At 32.4% G+C, this 15447-nt stretch carries 17 protein-coding genes; 14 read left to right on the top strand and 3 right to left on the bottom strand.

The annotated features are described in order from the left end of the window. Positions 1-102 precede the first annotated feature (102 nt). From WAO84_RS16845 to rsgA, 9 genes are all read left to right on the top strand, one after another. Entirely contained in the window at positions 103-570 is a 468-nt protein-coding gene (locus WAO84_RS16845) for a tetratricopeptide repeat protein (RefSeq protein WP_340067295.1), read from the top strand. Positions 571-748: 178 nt separating this feature from the next. Then, on the top strand, positions 749-1792 hold the full coding sequence (locus WAO84_RS16840) for a helix-turn-helix domain-containing protein (RefSeq protein WP_340067293.1): 1044 nt from the start codon (positions 749-751) through the stop codon (positions 1790-1792). 75 nt (positions 1793-1867) lie between these two features. After that, on the top strand, positions 1868-2617 hold the full coding sequence (locus tag WAO84_RS16835) for a type 1 glutamine amidotransferase domain-containing protein (protein ID WP_340067291.1): 750 nt from the start codon (positions 1868-1870) through the stop codon (positions 2615-2617). 58 nt (positions 2618-2675) lie between these two features. Continuing rightward, positions 2676-3125 (top strand): nuclear transport factor 2 family protein, encoded by a 450-nt coding sequence (locus WAO84_RS16830; RefSeq protein WP_340067288.1) that lies wholly within the window; start codon positions 2676-2678, stop codon positions 3123-3125. A 36-nt stretch (positions 3126-3161) separates the two neighbouring features. Continuing rightward, positions 3162-3593 (top strand): nuclear transport factor 2 family protein, encoded by a 432-nt coding sequence (locus WAO84_RS16825; RefSeq protein ID WP_340067286.1) that lies wholly within the window; start codon positions 3162-3164, stop codon positions 3591-3593. 58 nt (positions 3594-3651) lie between these two features. After that, positions 3652-4737: a serine hydrolase domain-containing protein gene (locus WAO84_RS16820; protein ID WP_340067284.1), complete on the top strand. Its 1086-nt coding sequence runs from the start codon at positions 3652-3654 to the stop codon at positions 4735-4737. 203 nt (positions 4738-4940) lie between these two features. Next, complete coding sequence (locus WAO84_RS16815; RefSeq protein ID WP_340067283.1) at positions 4941-5492, top strand: TetR/AcrR family transcriptional regulator; 552 nt, start codon at positions 4941-4943, stop codon at positions 5490-5492. A gap of 47 nt (positions 5493-5539) precedes the next feature. Continuing rightward, positions 5540-6334, top strand: coding sequence for an MBL fold metallo-hydrolase (locus WAO84_RS16810; protein WP_340067282.1), 795 nt, complete (start codon positions 5540-5542; stop codon positions 6332-6334). Between the two features lie 28 nt (positions 6335-6362). Then, the gene (rsgA, locus tag WAO84_RS16805) at positions 6363-7418 is read left to right on the top strand and encodes a ribosome small subunit-dependent GTPase A (RefSeq protein WP_340067281.1); all 1056 of its coding nucleotides are present in this window, start codon (positions 6363-6365) and stop codon (positions 7416-7418) included. Positions 7419-7682: 264 nt separating this feature from the next. Here the strand turns inward: rsgA and WAO84_RS16800 are convergent, their stop codons facing one another. Further along, positions 7683-8609, bottom strand: coding sequence for a TolB-like translocation protein (locus WAO84_RS16800; RefSeq protein ID WP_340067279.1), 927 nt, complete (start codon positions 8607-8609; stop codon positions 7683-7685). Between the two features lie 40 nt (positions 8610-8649). Then, positions 8650-9348, bottom strand: a complete 699-nt coding sequence (locus WAO84_RS16795; protein WP_340067278.1) for a hypothetical protein — start codon at positions 9346-9348, stop codon at positions 8650-8652. Between the two features lie 315 nt (positions 9349-9663). Here WAO84_RS16795 and WAO84_RS16790 point away from each other — a divergent pair, with 315 nt between their 5' ends. The 4 genes from WAO84_RS16790 (at position 9664) to WAO84_RS16775 (ending at position 13531) form a co-directional block, all read left to right on the top strand. Beyond that, complete coding sequence (locus tag WAO84_RS16790) at positions 9664-10578, top strand: sensor histidine kinase (protein WP_340067277.1); 915 nt, start codon at positions 9664-9666, stop codon at positions 10576-10578. After that, positions 10575-11261 carry a LytR/AlgR family response regulator transcription factor gene (locus WAO84_RS16785; RefSeq protein WP_340067276.1) on the top strand — a complete coding sequence of 229 codons (687 nt, stop codon included), beginning with the start codon at positions 10575-10577 and terminating at the stop codon, positions 11259-11261. The genes WAO84_RS16790 and WAO84_RS16785 overlap by 4 nt, the downstream gene beginning before the upstream one ends. 98 nt (positions 11262-11359) lie before the next feature. After that, the gene (locus tag WAO84_RS16780) at positions 11360-12877 is read left to right on the top strand and encodes an amidohydrolase family protein (protein WP_340067275.1); all 1518 of its coding nucleotides are present in this window, start codon (positions 11360-11362) and stop codon (positions 12875-12877) included. A 189-nt stretch (positions 12878-13066) separates the two neighbouring features. Next, positions 13067-13531, top strand: coding sequence for an HNH endonuclease (locus WAO84_RS16775; protein ID WP_340067274.1), 465 nt, complete (start codon positions 13067-13069; stop codon positions 13529-13531). A gap of 235 nt (positions 13532-13766) precedes the next feature. Here WAO84_RS16775 and WAO84_RS16770 read toward each other — a convergent pair whose 3' ends face one another. Continuing rightward, a complete protein-coding gene (locus tag WAO84_RS16770; RefSeq protein ID WP_340067273.1) occupies positions 13767-14141 on the bottom strand; it encodes a hypothetical protein in 375 nt (124 codons plus the stop codon). 118 nt (positions 14142-14259) lie between these two features. On the opposite strand from WAO84_RS16770, the gene xerA reads away from it, so the two are divergent. Further along, positions 14260-15333, top strand: a complete 1074-nt coding sequence (xerA, locus tag WAO84_RS16765; protein WP_340067272.1) for a site-specific tyrosine recombinase/integron integrase — start codon at positions 14260-14262, stop codon at positions 15331-15333. Positions 15334-15447: the final 114 nt, after the last annotated feature.

Below are 15447 nucleotides of genomic sequence, written 5' to 3'. Positions count from 1 at the left end.
AAACGGTCAACGATAAAGATATTTTTATGAATTTAGCATTGTCCTAAAAAGGGTAAGGCTTCATCATATTATGATTTTATCTGGTTCCCAGAAGAAGATGTCTTGATTTTGTTTGCAACAAACACATCTACCCGAGAAGCTTCTAGAATTCCTTACGAAATAGAAAAAATGTTATTTAAATCGAATTATACTCCAAAACCTATTTCCAAAAACGAAATTGTTCAACTTTTGATGTTTGCTGAAAACTATTCAGGAGACATGAAAAATCTTGGTAAAGCATTACAATCAAATTTTGGAGATACACTAAAGACACCTGTTCCACTAAACAGATTGAGTGGTGTTTATTTGAGAGAGAAACAAATTGATAAAGCAATTGCCATTGGAAAACTTAATATTGAATTATTTCCAAATGATGGAAACATCTGGGATACTATGGGAGACATCTATTTTAATGCAAAGCAAAACGATAAAGCCATAGAAAGTTACGAAAAGGCATTGAAGCTTAAACCAGAGGAAAGCGACTGTTTTTGGTGTGAAAATTCGCAGAATCAACTAAAAATATTGAAGTAAAGAACTATTGCTAACATTGTGTATAAATAATAACGGTCTAAGTGATAAAACGAAAGGATAAAAATAAAACAAAAGGTCAGCGCAAAACCGAAATGTTTGTAAGTAGAAATCCGCTACTGCCCATACACTAGACCGTTGCCGCCAATTTTGACCTACCTCGAAAACCAAATCTAAATATGTGAATTTCGATAATCAAATAATCTTTTTCTTTAGTGCTTTGGGAGCTTTTAATGGCTTTTTACTTTCGTTATATTTTGCCTTGATTGCAAAAAAGAGAAAGTTTTCAAATTACTTTTTGGCTTTATTACTTTTAATGCTGAGTATCCGTATTATTAAATCAGTTTTTTTCTATTTTAATCCAGACTTATCAAACATTTTTATTCAAATAGGGCTTTCTGCCTGTATTTTAATTGGACCATTCTTATTTCTGTATTTAAAAACTCATTCTTACAAGAAAAAGGTAAACTGGAAAATACATATTATACCTTTTTTGATTGGAATATCAATCTTAGGATTTTTTTATCCTTATGCAAAACATCCAACTATTTGGAGTAAATGGATTGTCAAAGGTATTTACATTCAATGGCTTATCTATGTACTATTTGCTTTTAAATTTATTAAACCTATTAATAATAAAATAAAAACTAAAGAACGATTAAAAAACATTGATATTTGGGTATTAAGCATCTATTATGGTATTGCTTTTATTTGGTTAGCGTACAGCATTGGGACTTATATGTCTTATATCGTAGGAGCATTATCATTTTCATTTGTTCTTTATCTAATTGTTTTACTAATCATATTCAAAAACAATGAAACTACTACATTTTTTGAAGTGAAGGAAAAATATCAAAACAAGGAAATTGAGGAAGGATTATTGGAAAATGTAAAAAACGGATTGCCAAAGGTCGTAGATAATGAACTATTCCTTGACCCAAATATTACGCTTCAAAAAACCGCAAAAGAATTGGGTGTACCAAAGCATACTTTATCGCAATACCTGAATGAAGAACAAGGAAAATCTTTTACAACTTTCATTAACGAATTAAGGGTAAATAAAGCCAAAGAGTTATTGCAAACAAAAACAAATTTCACCATTGAAAGCATTGGCTACGAAAGCGGCTTCAACTCAAAATCAACCTTCTTTACAGCTTTTAAAAAATTTACTGGACAAACCCCTTCCCAATACCAAAAGAGTATCGGTTTCAGTTCGGATTTATAAATCCGGACTACTGTTTTATCATCTCATATTCGCTTCATAAACTGGTTTTGCATATTTGCTTCAAATAATAAAAAAATGCAAAAACTTATATCACGATTTTTAATAGTTCTACTATTAGTGTGCTGTTCAAAAAAAGAATTCAAAGGGAAGATTTTAATCGTAACCTCAAATCAACAAACCTATGGAAATACCAAAATTAACACTGCCAACCATTTTGCCGAAATTGTTCTAGCCTATGATGAATTTATTAATGCTGGATATGATGTCGATTTTGTAAGCCCAAAAGGCCGTAAAATTTGGGTTGGCTATATAGATGACACTAATGCAACTCAAAAAAGATATTTAGATGATGAAGCATTTATGAGTCGCCTAGAAACAACAATGTCGCCAAAAGAAGTAAATACTGCAGACTACATCGCAGTATATTACGGAGGTGGTGGTGCGGCCATGTTTGGTGTACCAGAGAATAAAGAAATTCAAAACATTTCTATGGCAGTTTATGAAGAAAATAATGGTATCATTTCTGCCATTTGTCACGGAAGTGCTGGCTTAGCCTATTTAAAGAGGAAGGACGGAAAGTACCTCGTTGAAGGAAAAAAAGTAAACGGCTTTCCAGATGCTTTTGAACGTATGGATGCAGAATATTATGCCACATTTCCATTTTCAATACAACAAAAATTAATAGCTAATGGAGGAAAATTTGAATACTCTAAAGAAGGTTGGGATGATTTCTCAATTGCAGATGGTCGTTTAATTACAGGACAAGATCCAACGGCAGCAAGAAGCGTTGCAAAAAAGATAATTGTAGCACTTAAACAATTATAATTTATTCTAAACACATTAAAATTTACATTATAAACACTTATTAAAACACTAATTAACGATGAAGAAATTAATTAAATTATCACTGCCTACACTAGTTTTAACCCTATTTACTTCTTATTCTTACTCACAAAAAACAGACTTTTCAGACCGTCAAGCTATTATTGAAACAACAGAGAATTTTTTTATTGGCGATCACACCGGGAGTATTGAGCACAAAAAACTTTCTATGCACAAAAAAGGTGCTTACAGGTACTTAAATAGGGACGGAGCTTATGATGAGTTTACTTTTGATTTAAATTCAGCTGAAGCAGACAATACATATAAAGAGGAAATATTAAGTATTGAAATTTACGGAAGGCTAGCATTGGTTAGAACACGACTTGAATTGGTTAAAGCCCGATTAGCAGCAAATAACGGTAAAGTCCATTACAAGTTGTTTACACTGCATAAGATTGATGGAAAATGGAAAATAACAACAATTACGTGGGGTGCTGAAATTAAGTTGTAAAGATTTTCTAATAACAATTCTTAAGTGTCATACAAGATGAAAGCAAAAAAAATTCTAATTCTCACAATTATTTTATTAGTAATACAAATAGCTAATGCACAAACTGATTTAGAGCTAATTACTGCAACATTAAACAATTATATTGAAGGTACAGCAAATGGTAAACCTAATAAATTAAAAAAGGCTTTTCATCCAGATTTTAATTTATACACAATAACAAGAGATAGTTTGTGGATTCGCTCTGGTAGAGAGTATATTTCTAATGTGAAAAAGGGCGAAAAAAATAATCGCATAGGACGAATCATATCTATAGACTATGAAAAAGATGCAGCCATTGCCAAAGCTGAAATAATCATTCCAAATTGGCGTATTTTTACTGATTATTTTCTTTTACTCAAATACAAAGGAGAGTGGAAAATTGTGCATAAAAGCTATACTTGGAGAGAATACCCAAAAAGTGAAAAATAACCAGTGGCAAGAACCTATTTAAAAACGTTGTGCAACAATAGAAATCACCTATTCCATAATGAAACAAATCATAGTTTTTCTCTTAATTCTTATTACAAGCTGTAAACAAACAGAGAAAATTAGACTATCACAGGAAACCATTGAAAAAGTAGTGAACCAAGAGGTATCTGATTTTATGAGGTCACCTTATGCGGCAGTATCTGGAGCAGTATATGTTAATGGAACAACATATCAATTTCATTTTGGAAAGTTGACTGACGGGAAACAAGCCAATAATCAGACTATTTATGATATAGGATCAATTACCAAAACCTATACTGGCTTAATGCTTGCACAAGCTGTTAGCGATAAAAAACTAAGCCTTGAAAAAGATATAAGAATATATTTAGACGATACCTATTCAAATTTAGAGTTGGATTACGGTAAGCCAATTACTTTAAGACATTTAATTACGCATAATTCAGGTCTTCCTATGAACATTAATTGCAACAATGAAAATGCTACTATTGACGAGCAAATTTCTTGTTTTGATAAGTTTACAAAAGCTAAGTTTTTTGAGGCTTTAAAGAAGGTTAATCTTATTGACCGCTCTGGAAAAAATTATCATTATTCGAATGCCGGCGTTCAGTTGGTAGGCTATATCTTAGAAGATACCTACCAAATGTCATTTCAGGAACTTTTGAAGCAATACGTATTTGCTCGTTCAGGAGAGCAAGACACAAAACCTGAAATTAATAGGGTTATGTCTAGCCGTATTGCCATTGGAAAAGACAGTAATGGAAAGATAATGCCTTTAACAAAAAGATTTTATCAATATGCAGGAGGTCTTAAATCTTCAACAAATTCAATGCTTGATTACATAAAAATATACTTAATAAATAATGATTCTATTACAAAAGAATCGATGAGGCTATTAGCAGGTAACGCTCAACACGGAAGAGCTTACGCATGGAACACTTATAATTATGATGAAGCTAAAAAAATGTTATATCATAGCGGAGGGACTTTTGGACAATCCTCTTGGATTGCATTATACCCTAAGCAAAATATAGGTATTTTTTTGGTTACAAATGTATCAACTGACAATTCTCAAGGTGACTTGAATGGATTATCTAATAGAATCATTGGTAAATTAATTGATTAATTTTAATAAACTGGTTGCAACAACGTATAAACGCAATAGCGGTTTGAGTGCTAACTCGAACCGTTTTTTCTTAATTTAATGTATCTTGTAAATTGAAAATTTATAGCCTTAAATCCGCTACTGCTTATGCACTAACCGTTGTGCTTAATACAAAAACCTCATTCAATGAATATAAATCAGCTAGAATTTTTCTTTGTTTTTAAATGAGAGAAATAGAAAAAATATGGTTAGAAACAGGCTATAAATGTTTTGCTTATGAAGGTCCAAAAGGACTTAAGATAGAAAGATTATCTAAAGAAGTTGGGAAAAATAAATCTTCATTTTATCATTTGTTTGCTGATTTAGAAGTTTTTACGGAAAGTTTATTGGAGTTTCACTTAAGCCGAGCAAAAAATATTTCAACAAAAGAATCAAATGCAAAGAATGAAGAAGAATTAATATCCATTATCATCGAACATAAAACTGACTTATTATTTAACCGTCAACTTAGAATCCATAGAAACCACCCTGAATTCAAAGAATACCTAGATTGTATCATGCAATTTTCCGTTCAGGGGTTACTTCCTGTATGGAAAAACATAATTTCCTTATCAGAGAATAATGCTTTAGCACAAATGGTTTTACATCTTAGTTTGGAGAATTTTTATCTTCAAATTACAGACGAGACCCTAAACGAGTCGTGGCTAAAGGCATACTTTGCTGATATTCGGCAAATGGTTTTCCTCTTTAAAGGCCAATTAGACGGTAGCGTCTAAAATCTGACGTTCAGCTTCTCTAATTTTGTCTGAAAGGCAGATTAGATATGGAGTTTAACAAGTTACACATGTTGATGCTTTGTATAGCATTAATAATTAATCAAGGCTGCACTATGGTTAAAATAACAATAAGCGAAAAGAGAAATCCAATTCCGCAACAAGTAACAATTGGAGAAAACAGTAAGATAAAAACTTGGGGAGCAATCAAAGTAAACAAGTCTCACTTTTTCCCTTCAAGTTTTCAGATTAAAGTTGATGATGTGGTTATTCACATCGATCCTGTAGGACTTGAGAATGCCGAATATGCAGACTATATTTTGATAACACATGCGCATCCAGACCATTTCTCTTTTGAAGATATAAAAAGTCTTTTAAAAGATGAAACCACTATTATTTGTTCAAAGGGTGTTTCAAAAAAACTGTTAGACTTCAAAAATAAAATCCAAGTCGTAAAGCCTAATCATCAACTAGAACTTGAGGGTTTAAGCATCGAGACAACTTTTGCGTACAATACAAAATCAGTTTTTTTATGGATTAAAGCACACTCTAGATCGAAAGATAATGTAGGCTATGTTCTTACATTAAAAAATGGTCTAAAAATATACCACGCAGGAGATACAGACTATATCACTGAATTGGAAGACCTAAATGATATTGATGTCGCTTTGGTTCCAATTGGAGGAGATAATCTAACTATGAATGAAGAGGAAGCTGCCAAGATTGTAAATAAGATTCGACCTAAAGTTACTATTCCAATGCACTATGAAATAAAAAACGTAGAAGAATTGAATCGGTTTGAAACTTTGGTAAACAAAAGAACCAAAGTCATTAAATTAAACTAGGAAAGTAAATTAAGAATATCAAAGAAATATGACACTTCAAGATTTAGGATATAATGATTACTTCCAAAAATTAAGACTCGATAATAATCTTGAGGGTTTTGAAATTGGTCGTGTAATAGCCGAACACAAGGAAAGGTATATTGTAAAGAATGAAAAAGGTGAATTTGAAGCAGAGATTACGGGAAATTTAAGGTTTTCTGCCAAAAGTCGTAAAGACTTTCCAGCCGTTGGAGATTGGGTTTCTTTGATAAATTATGAACCCAATTTTGCAATTATTCATAGCATTCTACCTAGACTTTCTATTCTATCTAGACAAGCTGTGAACAAATTTGGTGAGTCACAAATAATTGCCAGCAATATCGATTATGGCTTGATTGTGCAATCCGTAAATAGAGATTTTAGCATTAACCGATTGGAACGATATTTAACCCTGTGCTACAGTTCTAACATTGAGCCAATAATTGTTATAACTAAAACAGACTTAACGGACGAACATAACTTGAATGATTTGCTGAACAAAATAAAAGTCAGAGTTGAAAGTGTTCCTCTTATCCACGTAAGTAATGAAACAAAGGTTGGAATAGATAAATTGAAAAAACTTCTCTATAAAGGAAAGACATATTGTCTTCTTGGTTCATCAGGTGTGGGAAAATCATCCCTGATTAACAACTTGATTGGAGGAAGTCGAATGAAAACAGCCACTATTAGCGAAAGCATTGATAGAGGTAAACACGTTACAACACATCGTGAATTAATTCCCATGATAAATGGAGCCATACTTATTGACAATCCAGGAATGAGAGAAGTCGGTATTACGGACGGTGTACTAGGAATTGAAAGTACATTTGAAAAAATATATGACTTTGCACAAAATTGTAAGTTTTCAGATTGCACACACACTTCTGAATCAGATTGTGCAGTTCAACTAGCTATAGATAATGGACAGATAGAGATATCGCATTTTGAAAACTTTATGAAAATGGAGCGAGAGAAAGAACATTATGAATCAACTGTAGCCGAAAAACGGAGAAAGGACAAGGATTTTGGAAAAATGATAAAAAGCTATAAGAAAACAAAAAAATAAAACAAGTACTAAGCACAACAAGATGTGTATAAGCAATAACGGCTTGGGTGCTTATTCAAACCGCTTTTTCATTTAATTAAAGTATATTGTAATTTGAAAAGTAGTCGCTTAAAATCCGCTACTGCTCATACACGAGACGTTGTACACAAGCTCTGAAAATCCAACCGCACATCAAGCACATTTTATTTTGTGAGTATTCATGAAAACTTCATTATCCTATTAAAGGTATGTTTATGATAAATTCTTTTAACTTTAATAAAGACCTTATTTCAAATCGAATAATTCTTTAGCATTCAACCAATACACTTCTCCTTTCTCTACACCTGCCCATCCTTTTTTTTGAGGATGATTTTGTCTTCTAGAATAGATAAAATATTTTCCATCAGAAGACATGTATGGACAATAATATTTCCAATGCTTTTCATATTCTAACGGTATTTCTTTAGGCCTTGTCCATTTTCCATTTCTATTGAAAGTAATTTGAAATCGACCTTTCGCATTTGTAATAGCATAATCTTCGTTAGGAGAGATATAAACAATCAGTTCACCTTTTTCTGTTATAGGCGGAATCATTTTAGGGACTTCAAATCTATCACTCCCAATATATTGTGCGCGATAGGTATTCAAACCGCCTTTTTTACTCGGTCTGTTGGATCGAAAATACAAACTGCCATCAGCGGTAACTACAGGGTAAGTTTCAAAAGACTCAGTAGAAACGCCAAAATCTACTTTCGTGGCCAATTGCCATTTACCGTTTACTTTTTTACTGCTGTAAATATCAGGAGGTATTCTATACAAGGCTTCTCTGGTAATGTTGTTTTTATACAGTTTTGGATCTACACCAAGGAAATACATCGTGTTTCCATCTTTAGTTATTGTCGGGTCACAAGCAACAGAAACCAAAACATTGTCAGGATACATTTTTAAGGGTTTAACAGGAGACCATTTCCCTTCAATCCTCTCAGAATGATGAATCACAAAACTGTTATTTACAATTCTGGAAAAGAACAGCTCCGTATGGTCATGATTAAAGACCACGTTGAGTTCTATACTGTCCGTATTAACTATAGATGGCGCAAATAATTTTGGGGTTTTCGTTGGAGGTTCTTGATCGAAATAAGAGGCCGACTTATTAATACTGCAACTTATAAAAAAGCATGAAATGACCAGAATTGATATTATTTTATACATAACTAATTATTTATGAAATCTATTTTTTTATGATATTGATTTAGAATAAACGATGAATGAAGATACCTAGATTCTGATGTTGTGTTTTATTCGGGCCATAGAAATCTAAATTGAATCCAAGACCTAAACTTGTTCTCTTTAGTGTTAAGCCTGTCCTTAGATAAATTAGACTGCGTTCATGAAGACCATTTTCCAGATTAAAATTGTAAACCCCTTGGAACCTTGTATATAATCTTTGCTTTTCTGAAATTTTTGGCTTGTACTCTACAATACCTACACTTTGAAAACTAGTATTCGGTAAAAAGGCAATACCTGGGCTCATTACCAATAACCATTTGGGATTTGCAGACAAGAGTTGAAGTCCAGAATAAGGCACAATCCCTTTTAAAAAATGGTATTGTAATCCACTAGTTGCATAGATCTTATTTTTAAGCCTATAAGTTATGGCATTCGAAAATACAAATTCATTTGCCCCATTGTTGCTTTGATAAGGAGTCGATATGGTCAATACGCCAAAATAACTGAATCGGCTACGTTCTCCTAAACGAGAATTAAATATGGAGAGATAATTGATTTTTTCATGGCCAAACATGGTCTCTATAGGAATGGGTGATTTTTGTAATTTAGTATTTTTACGTGAAGTACCTTCCAATAATGACGTGATTTGTTTTTCTTGAGAAAAAGCTAATTGTGTTGTTACCAAAAGGAAAAACAATTTTATCCTGATTCGATTTTTCATGTATTCGATTTTATCTGTCGTCTTTTTCATTCTCTCTAGAGGTCAGCAAAAGTATTTGGTATATAATGTAAATTGAAAAAAGAAGTACAACGGATATGATTTAATGATGAAGGTATTTCATCATTGCTAAGTCGATTTCATCCGTTTTTTATCAACCTATTGACGGAAACTTGATACTTTTATAATGTCTTAGTAACTCTATTATAATGTCTTAGTAATTCTATGTCGAGTCCTACAATAAATAATATCCAATTTAATCTCATTGTTTTTACTGCTGCCTTTCTGCTAGAACTACTAATTAGTTGGTCGACTTTTATGAATTATGAAACATTTTATGATTATTTCATTTGGCAATTCGTATATGCCTCTATGGTTATGCTTGTCATTGGGGTGAATCATTTTCTGTTGATTCCTTATTTTTTAGATAGAAAAAGATATATACTTTATGTCATACTATTATTGCTAACCATTTATTTAGGCATACAACTGAAGTCTTATGGAAAAGATTTGGGATATAGTATCAAAGTGTTTTTGATCTTTACTTATATTACAGGAACTGGCTTAGCATTTTTCTTCTTAAAGAGATCCATTACCTTTCAAAAAGAAAATGCCGAAAAAGAAAAACTTCAAAAAGAAACGGAATTGAATTACCTGAAAGAACAAGTCAACCCTCATTTTTTATTCAACTCTCTAAATAGCATTTATTCACTTTCAAAGTCGCAATCACCTGAAACTCCGGAGTTAGTAATGCAACTATCTGAATTGATACGTTACCAATTAGAAAGTGCTAAAAAAGATAAGGTATCGTTGAAAGAAGAATTAGAGTTTATTGAAAATTACCTCTTATTGGAAGAGAAAAGATTGAGTGAACGTTGTACAATTGAATTTATTATTTCTGAGTATAACAAAGACTTGAATATTGCTCCGATGCTACTTATTCCTTTTGTTGAAAATGCGGTAAAACATGGTGCACAGGTTACAAACGAAAAAAGTAAAATTGAAGTTCGCGCTGATGTGAACGGAAATAGATTTGATTTTTCTGTTACCAATACAAAACCCAAGGATTTAAAAGAAAACAAAAGAAAAGGAATAGGCCTTGAAAATGTAAAAAAACGACTGAATTTGTTATATGCTAATTTATATGTTTTGGAGATTTTAGATAAAGATGAGCGATACGATATACACCTATCTATTCAACTGTCTAATGAATTAAAATTGCATCCCTTATGATAAAAGTAGGCATTGTTGATGATGAAATACTGGCTCGAAATATCATTGAAGATTATTGTGCTAAAATTGATAAGATAGAACTTACAATAAGTACAGGAAACCCCATTGAATTCATCAATTTTTTGCAACATCATAAATTAGATCTTATTTTTTTAGATATCGAAATGCCTGAACTCAATGGCATGGAGATATTGCGTTCTTTGGTAAATCCACCCAAGGTCATTTTAACCACAGCTTATTCTGAATATGCGGTGGAGAGTTATAATTATGATGTTATCGATTATTTATTGAAACCGATAAAATTATCCCGTTTTTTAAAAGCCATCCATAAGGTTTCACATACATTAACGGCTTCTACTAAAACTGAAGAAACTAATAAAGTATTGCAAGTCAAACATAACGGCATGCCGATTACAATTTCTTTTAAATCCATTTTGTACATTCAAAGTTTTGGTAATTATCTAAAAGTTTTCACAGATGAAAGGATGTACCTCATTGCTGAAACCCTCACAAACATGACAAACAAGTTACCCGACTATTTTCAGCGTACACACAAATCCTACATCGCTAATATGTCCAGAGTAAAAAAAGTCAAGAGTACACAGGTGTGGATTGAAGATAAAGAAGTACCTGTAAGTACTACATTCAAAATATTGGTTCAGGGAAAGTTGAAGTCTCTATGAATTTGAAATTGAAGAGATTGAAATATTAGATTGAATGAAATAGCACAATTAAATAACACCTTAAACAAAATAATAAACAACTGCAATACTAAATAATAATGAAAAAAATAATTATAAAAACACTTAAATACTTACTAATATTAGTTGCATTACTATTAATCGTTGTTCTTTTTTTATATCTATATCCAATATCAAAACCTTTAAGTCAAAAGGCAGACAACAACAATTATACTATTTCAAACATTAGTATTGTAGATGTTGCGAATGATTCGGTAATAAAAAATCAAACTATTGTTATTAAAAATAACAGAATAATAAAAATTTCTTTAAATGATTCTATTTCAAAAGACATAGACACAAAAATTATTGATGGCACAAATAAATATGCCTTAGCAGGTTTGTGGGATATGCATTCTCATTTAGCATTTCAGATTGCGCCACAAGCTGTCATGCCTCTTCATATTGCAAATGGAGTTACAAATATTAGGGATATGCAAGGTGTTGTTAATATCAATCAAGATAGGTTAATATGGAGAATGCAAATTAATTCTGGTGAGTTGTTAGGCCCAAGACTAATAGGTTTTGCTGACGAAATGGTTGGTGGGAATTATGATGAACAGAACGTTATCGATGTAGTAAGTAGATCAGCAAAAGACAAACATACCTTTATTAAGATTTATGATCAGATAATGGCGGATCGTTTTTTTGCTCTAGCTTTAGAGGCTAAAAAGCAAGGAGTCGATTTTGCTGGACATTATCCGGGCACTATTAATCCTATAGATGCCGCCAAAGCAGGTCAAAAGAGCTTTGAGCATGCTCATTTATTTATAAAGCATTCTAATTCATTAGCAGATAAAAATCGTGATTTTTATAAAGAGTATTACACAAATGACGAAGTTGACATTAGTAGCAGACCTTCTTCAATTGAGATGTTAGCTGGTTTTGATTACGAAAAGTTTTATGAATTGGTTCAAGTAATGGTAAAAAACGAAACTTATTTCTGCCCAACACATATTACTCGAAAATATGAAGCTCTAACTAATAATGAAAATTTTTTGAATGATGAGAACTTAAAATACATTCCGCATTTAGTAACTTTAATTTGGAAAGATGATGTGAGCGGAATGAAAGATTATGCAAAAAAAGAAGGCCATCAACAATATCTTGAAGACTTTTATCTAAAAGGACTAGAATTAACTGGTCTGGCACATGAAAAAGGAGTGAAGATATTAGCAGGAACAGATTCATATGACCCATATTCATTTCCAGGAATTAGTTTACATAGTGAACTTGAAGAGTTAGTTAAAGCAGGTTTGTCACCAGCTGAAGCTTTAGCTTGTGCAACCATAAATCCATCAGAGTACTTTCAAGTTTCTCAAGATTATGGAACCATAGAAGAAGGAAAAATAGCCGACATATTAATTCTAAATAAAAACCCATTATTGGATATTAAAAATACGACTTCGATGGAATCGCTCTTTTTCAATGGAAATTTATATAATGAAAAAGATATAGATTCTATGAAGCAGTATGTTGAAGACAATTCATCTGGAGTAAATGGACTATCTATTTCCGTGAAAATGTTCATGAGATTAATGAGAGATAATAGACATTAAAAAGAATAAACAAAAAACCTACTACTTAATTGAAAATTACTAGCAATAAAAACTACAGCTACATTTTTAGGGAAGGCTACACCTGCATATGCAATTGGGAAAGATTATTTAAGCGGAGCTGTTATTCGTCAAGATTTTTTAGAGACAATGTTTAAGTGGATTTCCCAAGATGGAAATATCGAAAAATACATGTCTGATAATCAAAATGAGCCAAATGCTAACGAAATATGGCTTCATTTTCAGGCTGTGATAAATTGGATAAAAGCCGTTTTTCCAAAGTATCGTAAGGAAATGAAAGGTATTAAATGGGGAGAATTATACAATGTGTTCAAAGACGAAAAATTCGATTCAAAAAAACTTGAAGAAGAAATCACCGAATTATTGCTTGACGAAGATGTTCAAAATAAGAAGGGAATCTACTCTTATGTTTTAACAAGAAAAGAAAAACACTCGAACATTCGAGCATTTAGTGACAAGCAAAAACGAGAAGCATACGAAAGACAAAAAGGAATTTGCCCAATTTGTACTGAACATTATGAGATTGAAGAAATGGAAGGAGACCATATTACGCCCTGGCATGAAGGTGGAAAGACAAATGCGGAAAATTGTCAGATGTTGTGTAGAGAAGATAATAGAAGAAAGTCGGTAAAATAAATAAAAAGCACTTAAAACCAAATGATCAACAGTGCTTTGTTTCTGCCAGTTTGGCGGTTCGTCGGGATGACAGAACTAAGCGTTCTATCATAACTTATTAACTAAAAGTATTTTATATACTTTATTCTAAATGATTAACCGAACTCTAAACCCGGTTCAAAATAGTACAAATTGATGCAAATTTTATGCGTCTTTTGCAATACTAATTTAAGGAATTATTTGACACCGAAAATTATTAATTCATATAGTTCTGCCATGAAACCAAAATATATTTCTCCTTTCCATTATCATTCTTTCTTAAAAAACCATATTCGTATACAAATAGATAGACCTCACCTTTTTTGTTCTTCCAATAATGAGTGAAATACTTTGGATTGAACCCCTCTTCAATTAGTTTGCTTTTCCTAATGACAGTATAGCCTGATTTGTTGTACTTTTTTAAAATCCTCCTGTTTACTTTCAATTGCCTGTCGACCTTCAGGTAGAAGACCTCGGTTTTCTGTCGACTCTCATATTGCTCTATGGATTTACATTTTTTAGAGCAGAATTTCTTATCGGACCTACCCTTCACAATAGTACCACATACCGGGCAAGCTTTCACATTAGTCATTTGCAAACGCATATTATAAACTTAATATACCGTTAAAAATACGAAACATTGCTAAACTTGTCTTATGTATACAATCAAATCGATAACACTGTACCATCTCATGATAAACAATCAGAAGATGATAGGCATAAAGTTCTCACCGGATAAACTAATACAGAATTTGGTCAAGGGACTTCCAAATCCTAAGTGGAGTAAACGATACAACATGGCCTACATACCCAATACTAAAGCTAATCTTGGGGTTATTTTCAATACTTTTAAGGGCGTGGTATGGATAAACTACAATCGTTTTTTAACCAATAAACCGGTAAATACCAAAAACGAAACCGTTGATGTAGCTTGGTTCAGGAAAAGAAAACCGATTCCCGATTACAGGCTTTGTCCTGAGGAGTATCTATTAAAACTAGAACTAAAGCGATATGCCAATAGCACCATCAAGACCTATGTGACCTTCTTTGAGATGTTCATCAATTTTCACAAGGACAAAGAACTAAATTCTATCGATGAGGGTGACATTAGAATATTCCTACAAAGCCTTATACAGAAAAACGCATCCAACTCATATGTCAATCAAGCGATCAACGCCATAAAATTCTATTATGAGGTGGTATTGGGGATGCCCAACCGATTTTACGATATTGAAAGGCCAAGAAAAGAATCAAAGTTACCTAAGGTAATTTCCAAGGAAGAGGTCGTCGATATAATTGAGAACACCAACAACCTCAAGCACAGATGTATCGTTCAATTATTATACGGTTCAGGTTTAAGGCGAAGTGAGCTATTAAATTTGAAAATAAAGGACATCGACAGCAAACGAATGCTGGTTCGGGTCGAAGGTTCAAAAGGAAATAAGGACAGGCTCACTTTACTATCTAAAACGGCCTTAAAAGATTTAAGGAAGTACTATATGAAATATGAACCTGCACTATTTTTGTTCGAAGGCAAGAAAGGAATGAAATATAGTGCAGCAAGTGTTCTAAAAATCGTGAAGGCTGCTGCGGAAAGAGCTCGAATACGAACACAAGTAACCCCACACGTATTGCGACATAGTTTTGCAACTCATCTTTTGGAGGCCGGTGCGGATTTAAGGCAAATTCAGGTATTGCTCGGGCATGGGTCTAGTAAAACAACGGAAATATATACCCATGTCGCCGTAAATACTTTGGAAACCATTAAAAATCCCCTAGATTAGTATTTCTAAAAAAGAAATAAACGTACCTAGGTACGTTTATACAATTGTTAGGCAACATTTGCACAAAACAAACTTTTTACTTACTTTTGACGTTAGTAACGTAAAACAAAAGTA

The sequence above is a fragment of the Ascidiimonas aurantiaca genome, assembly GCF_037646345.1.
Lineage (GTDB): Bacteria > Bacteroidota > Bacteroidia > Flavobacteriales > Flavobacteriaceae > Ascidiimonas > Ascidiimonas aurantiaca.
The sequence above is the reverse complement of the archived record's forward strand: the minus strand, read 5'-3'. Positions and strand labels throughout refer to the sequence as shown.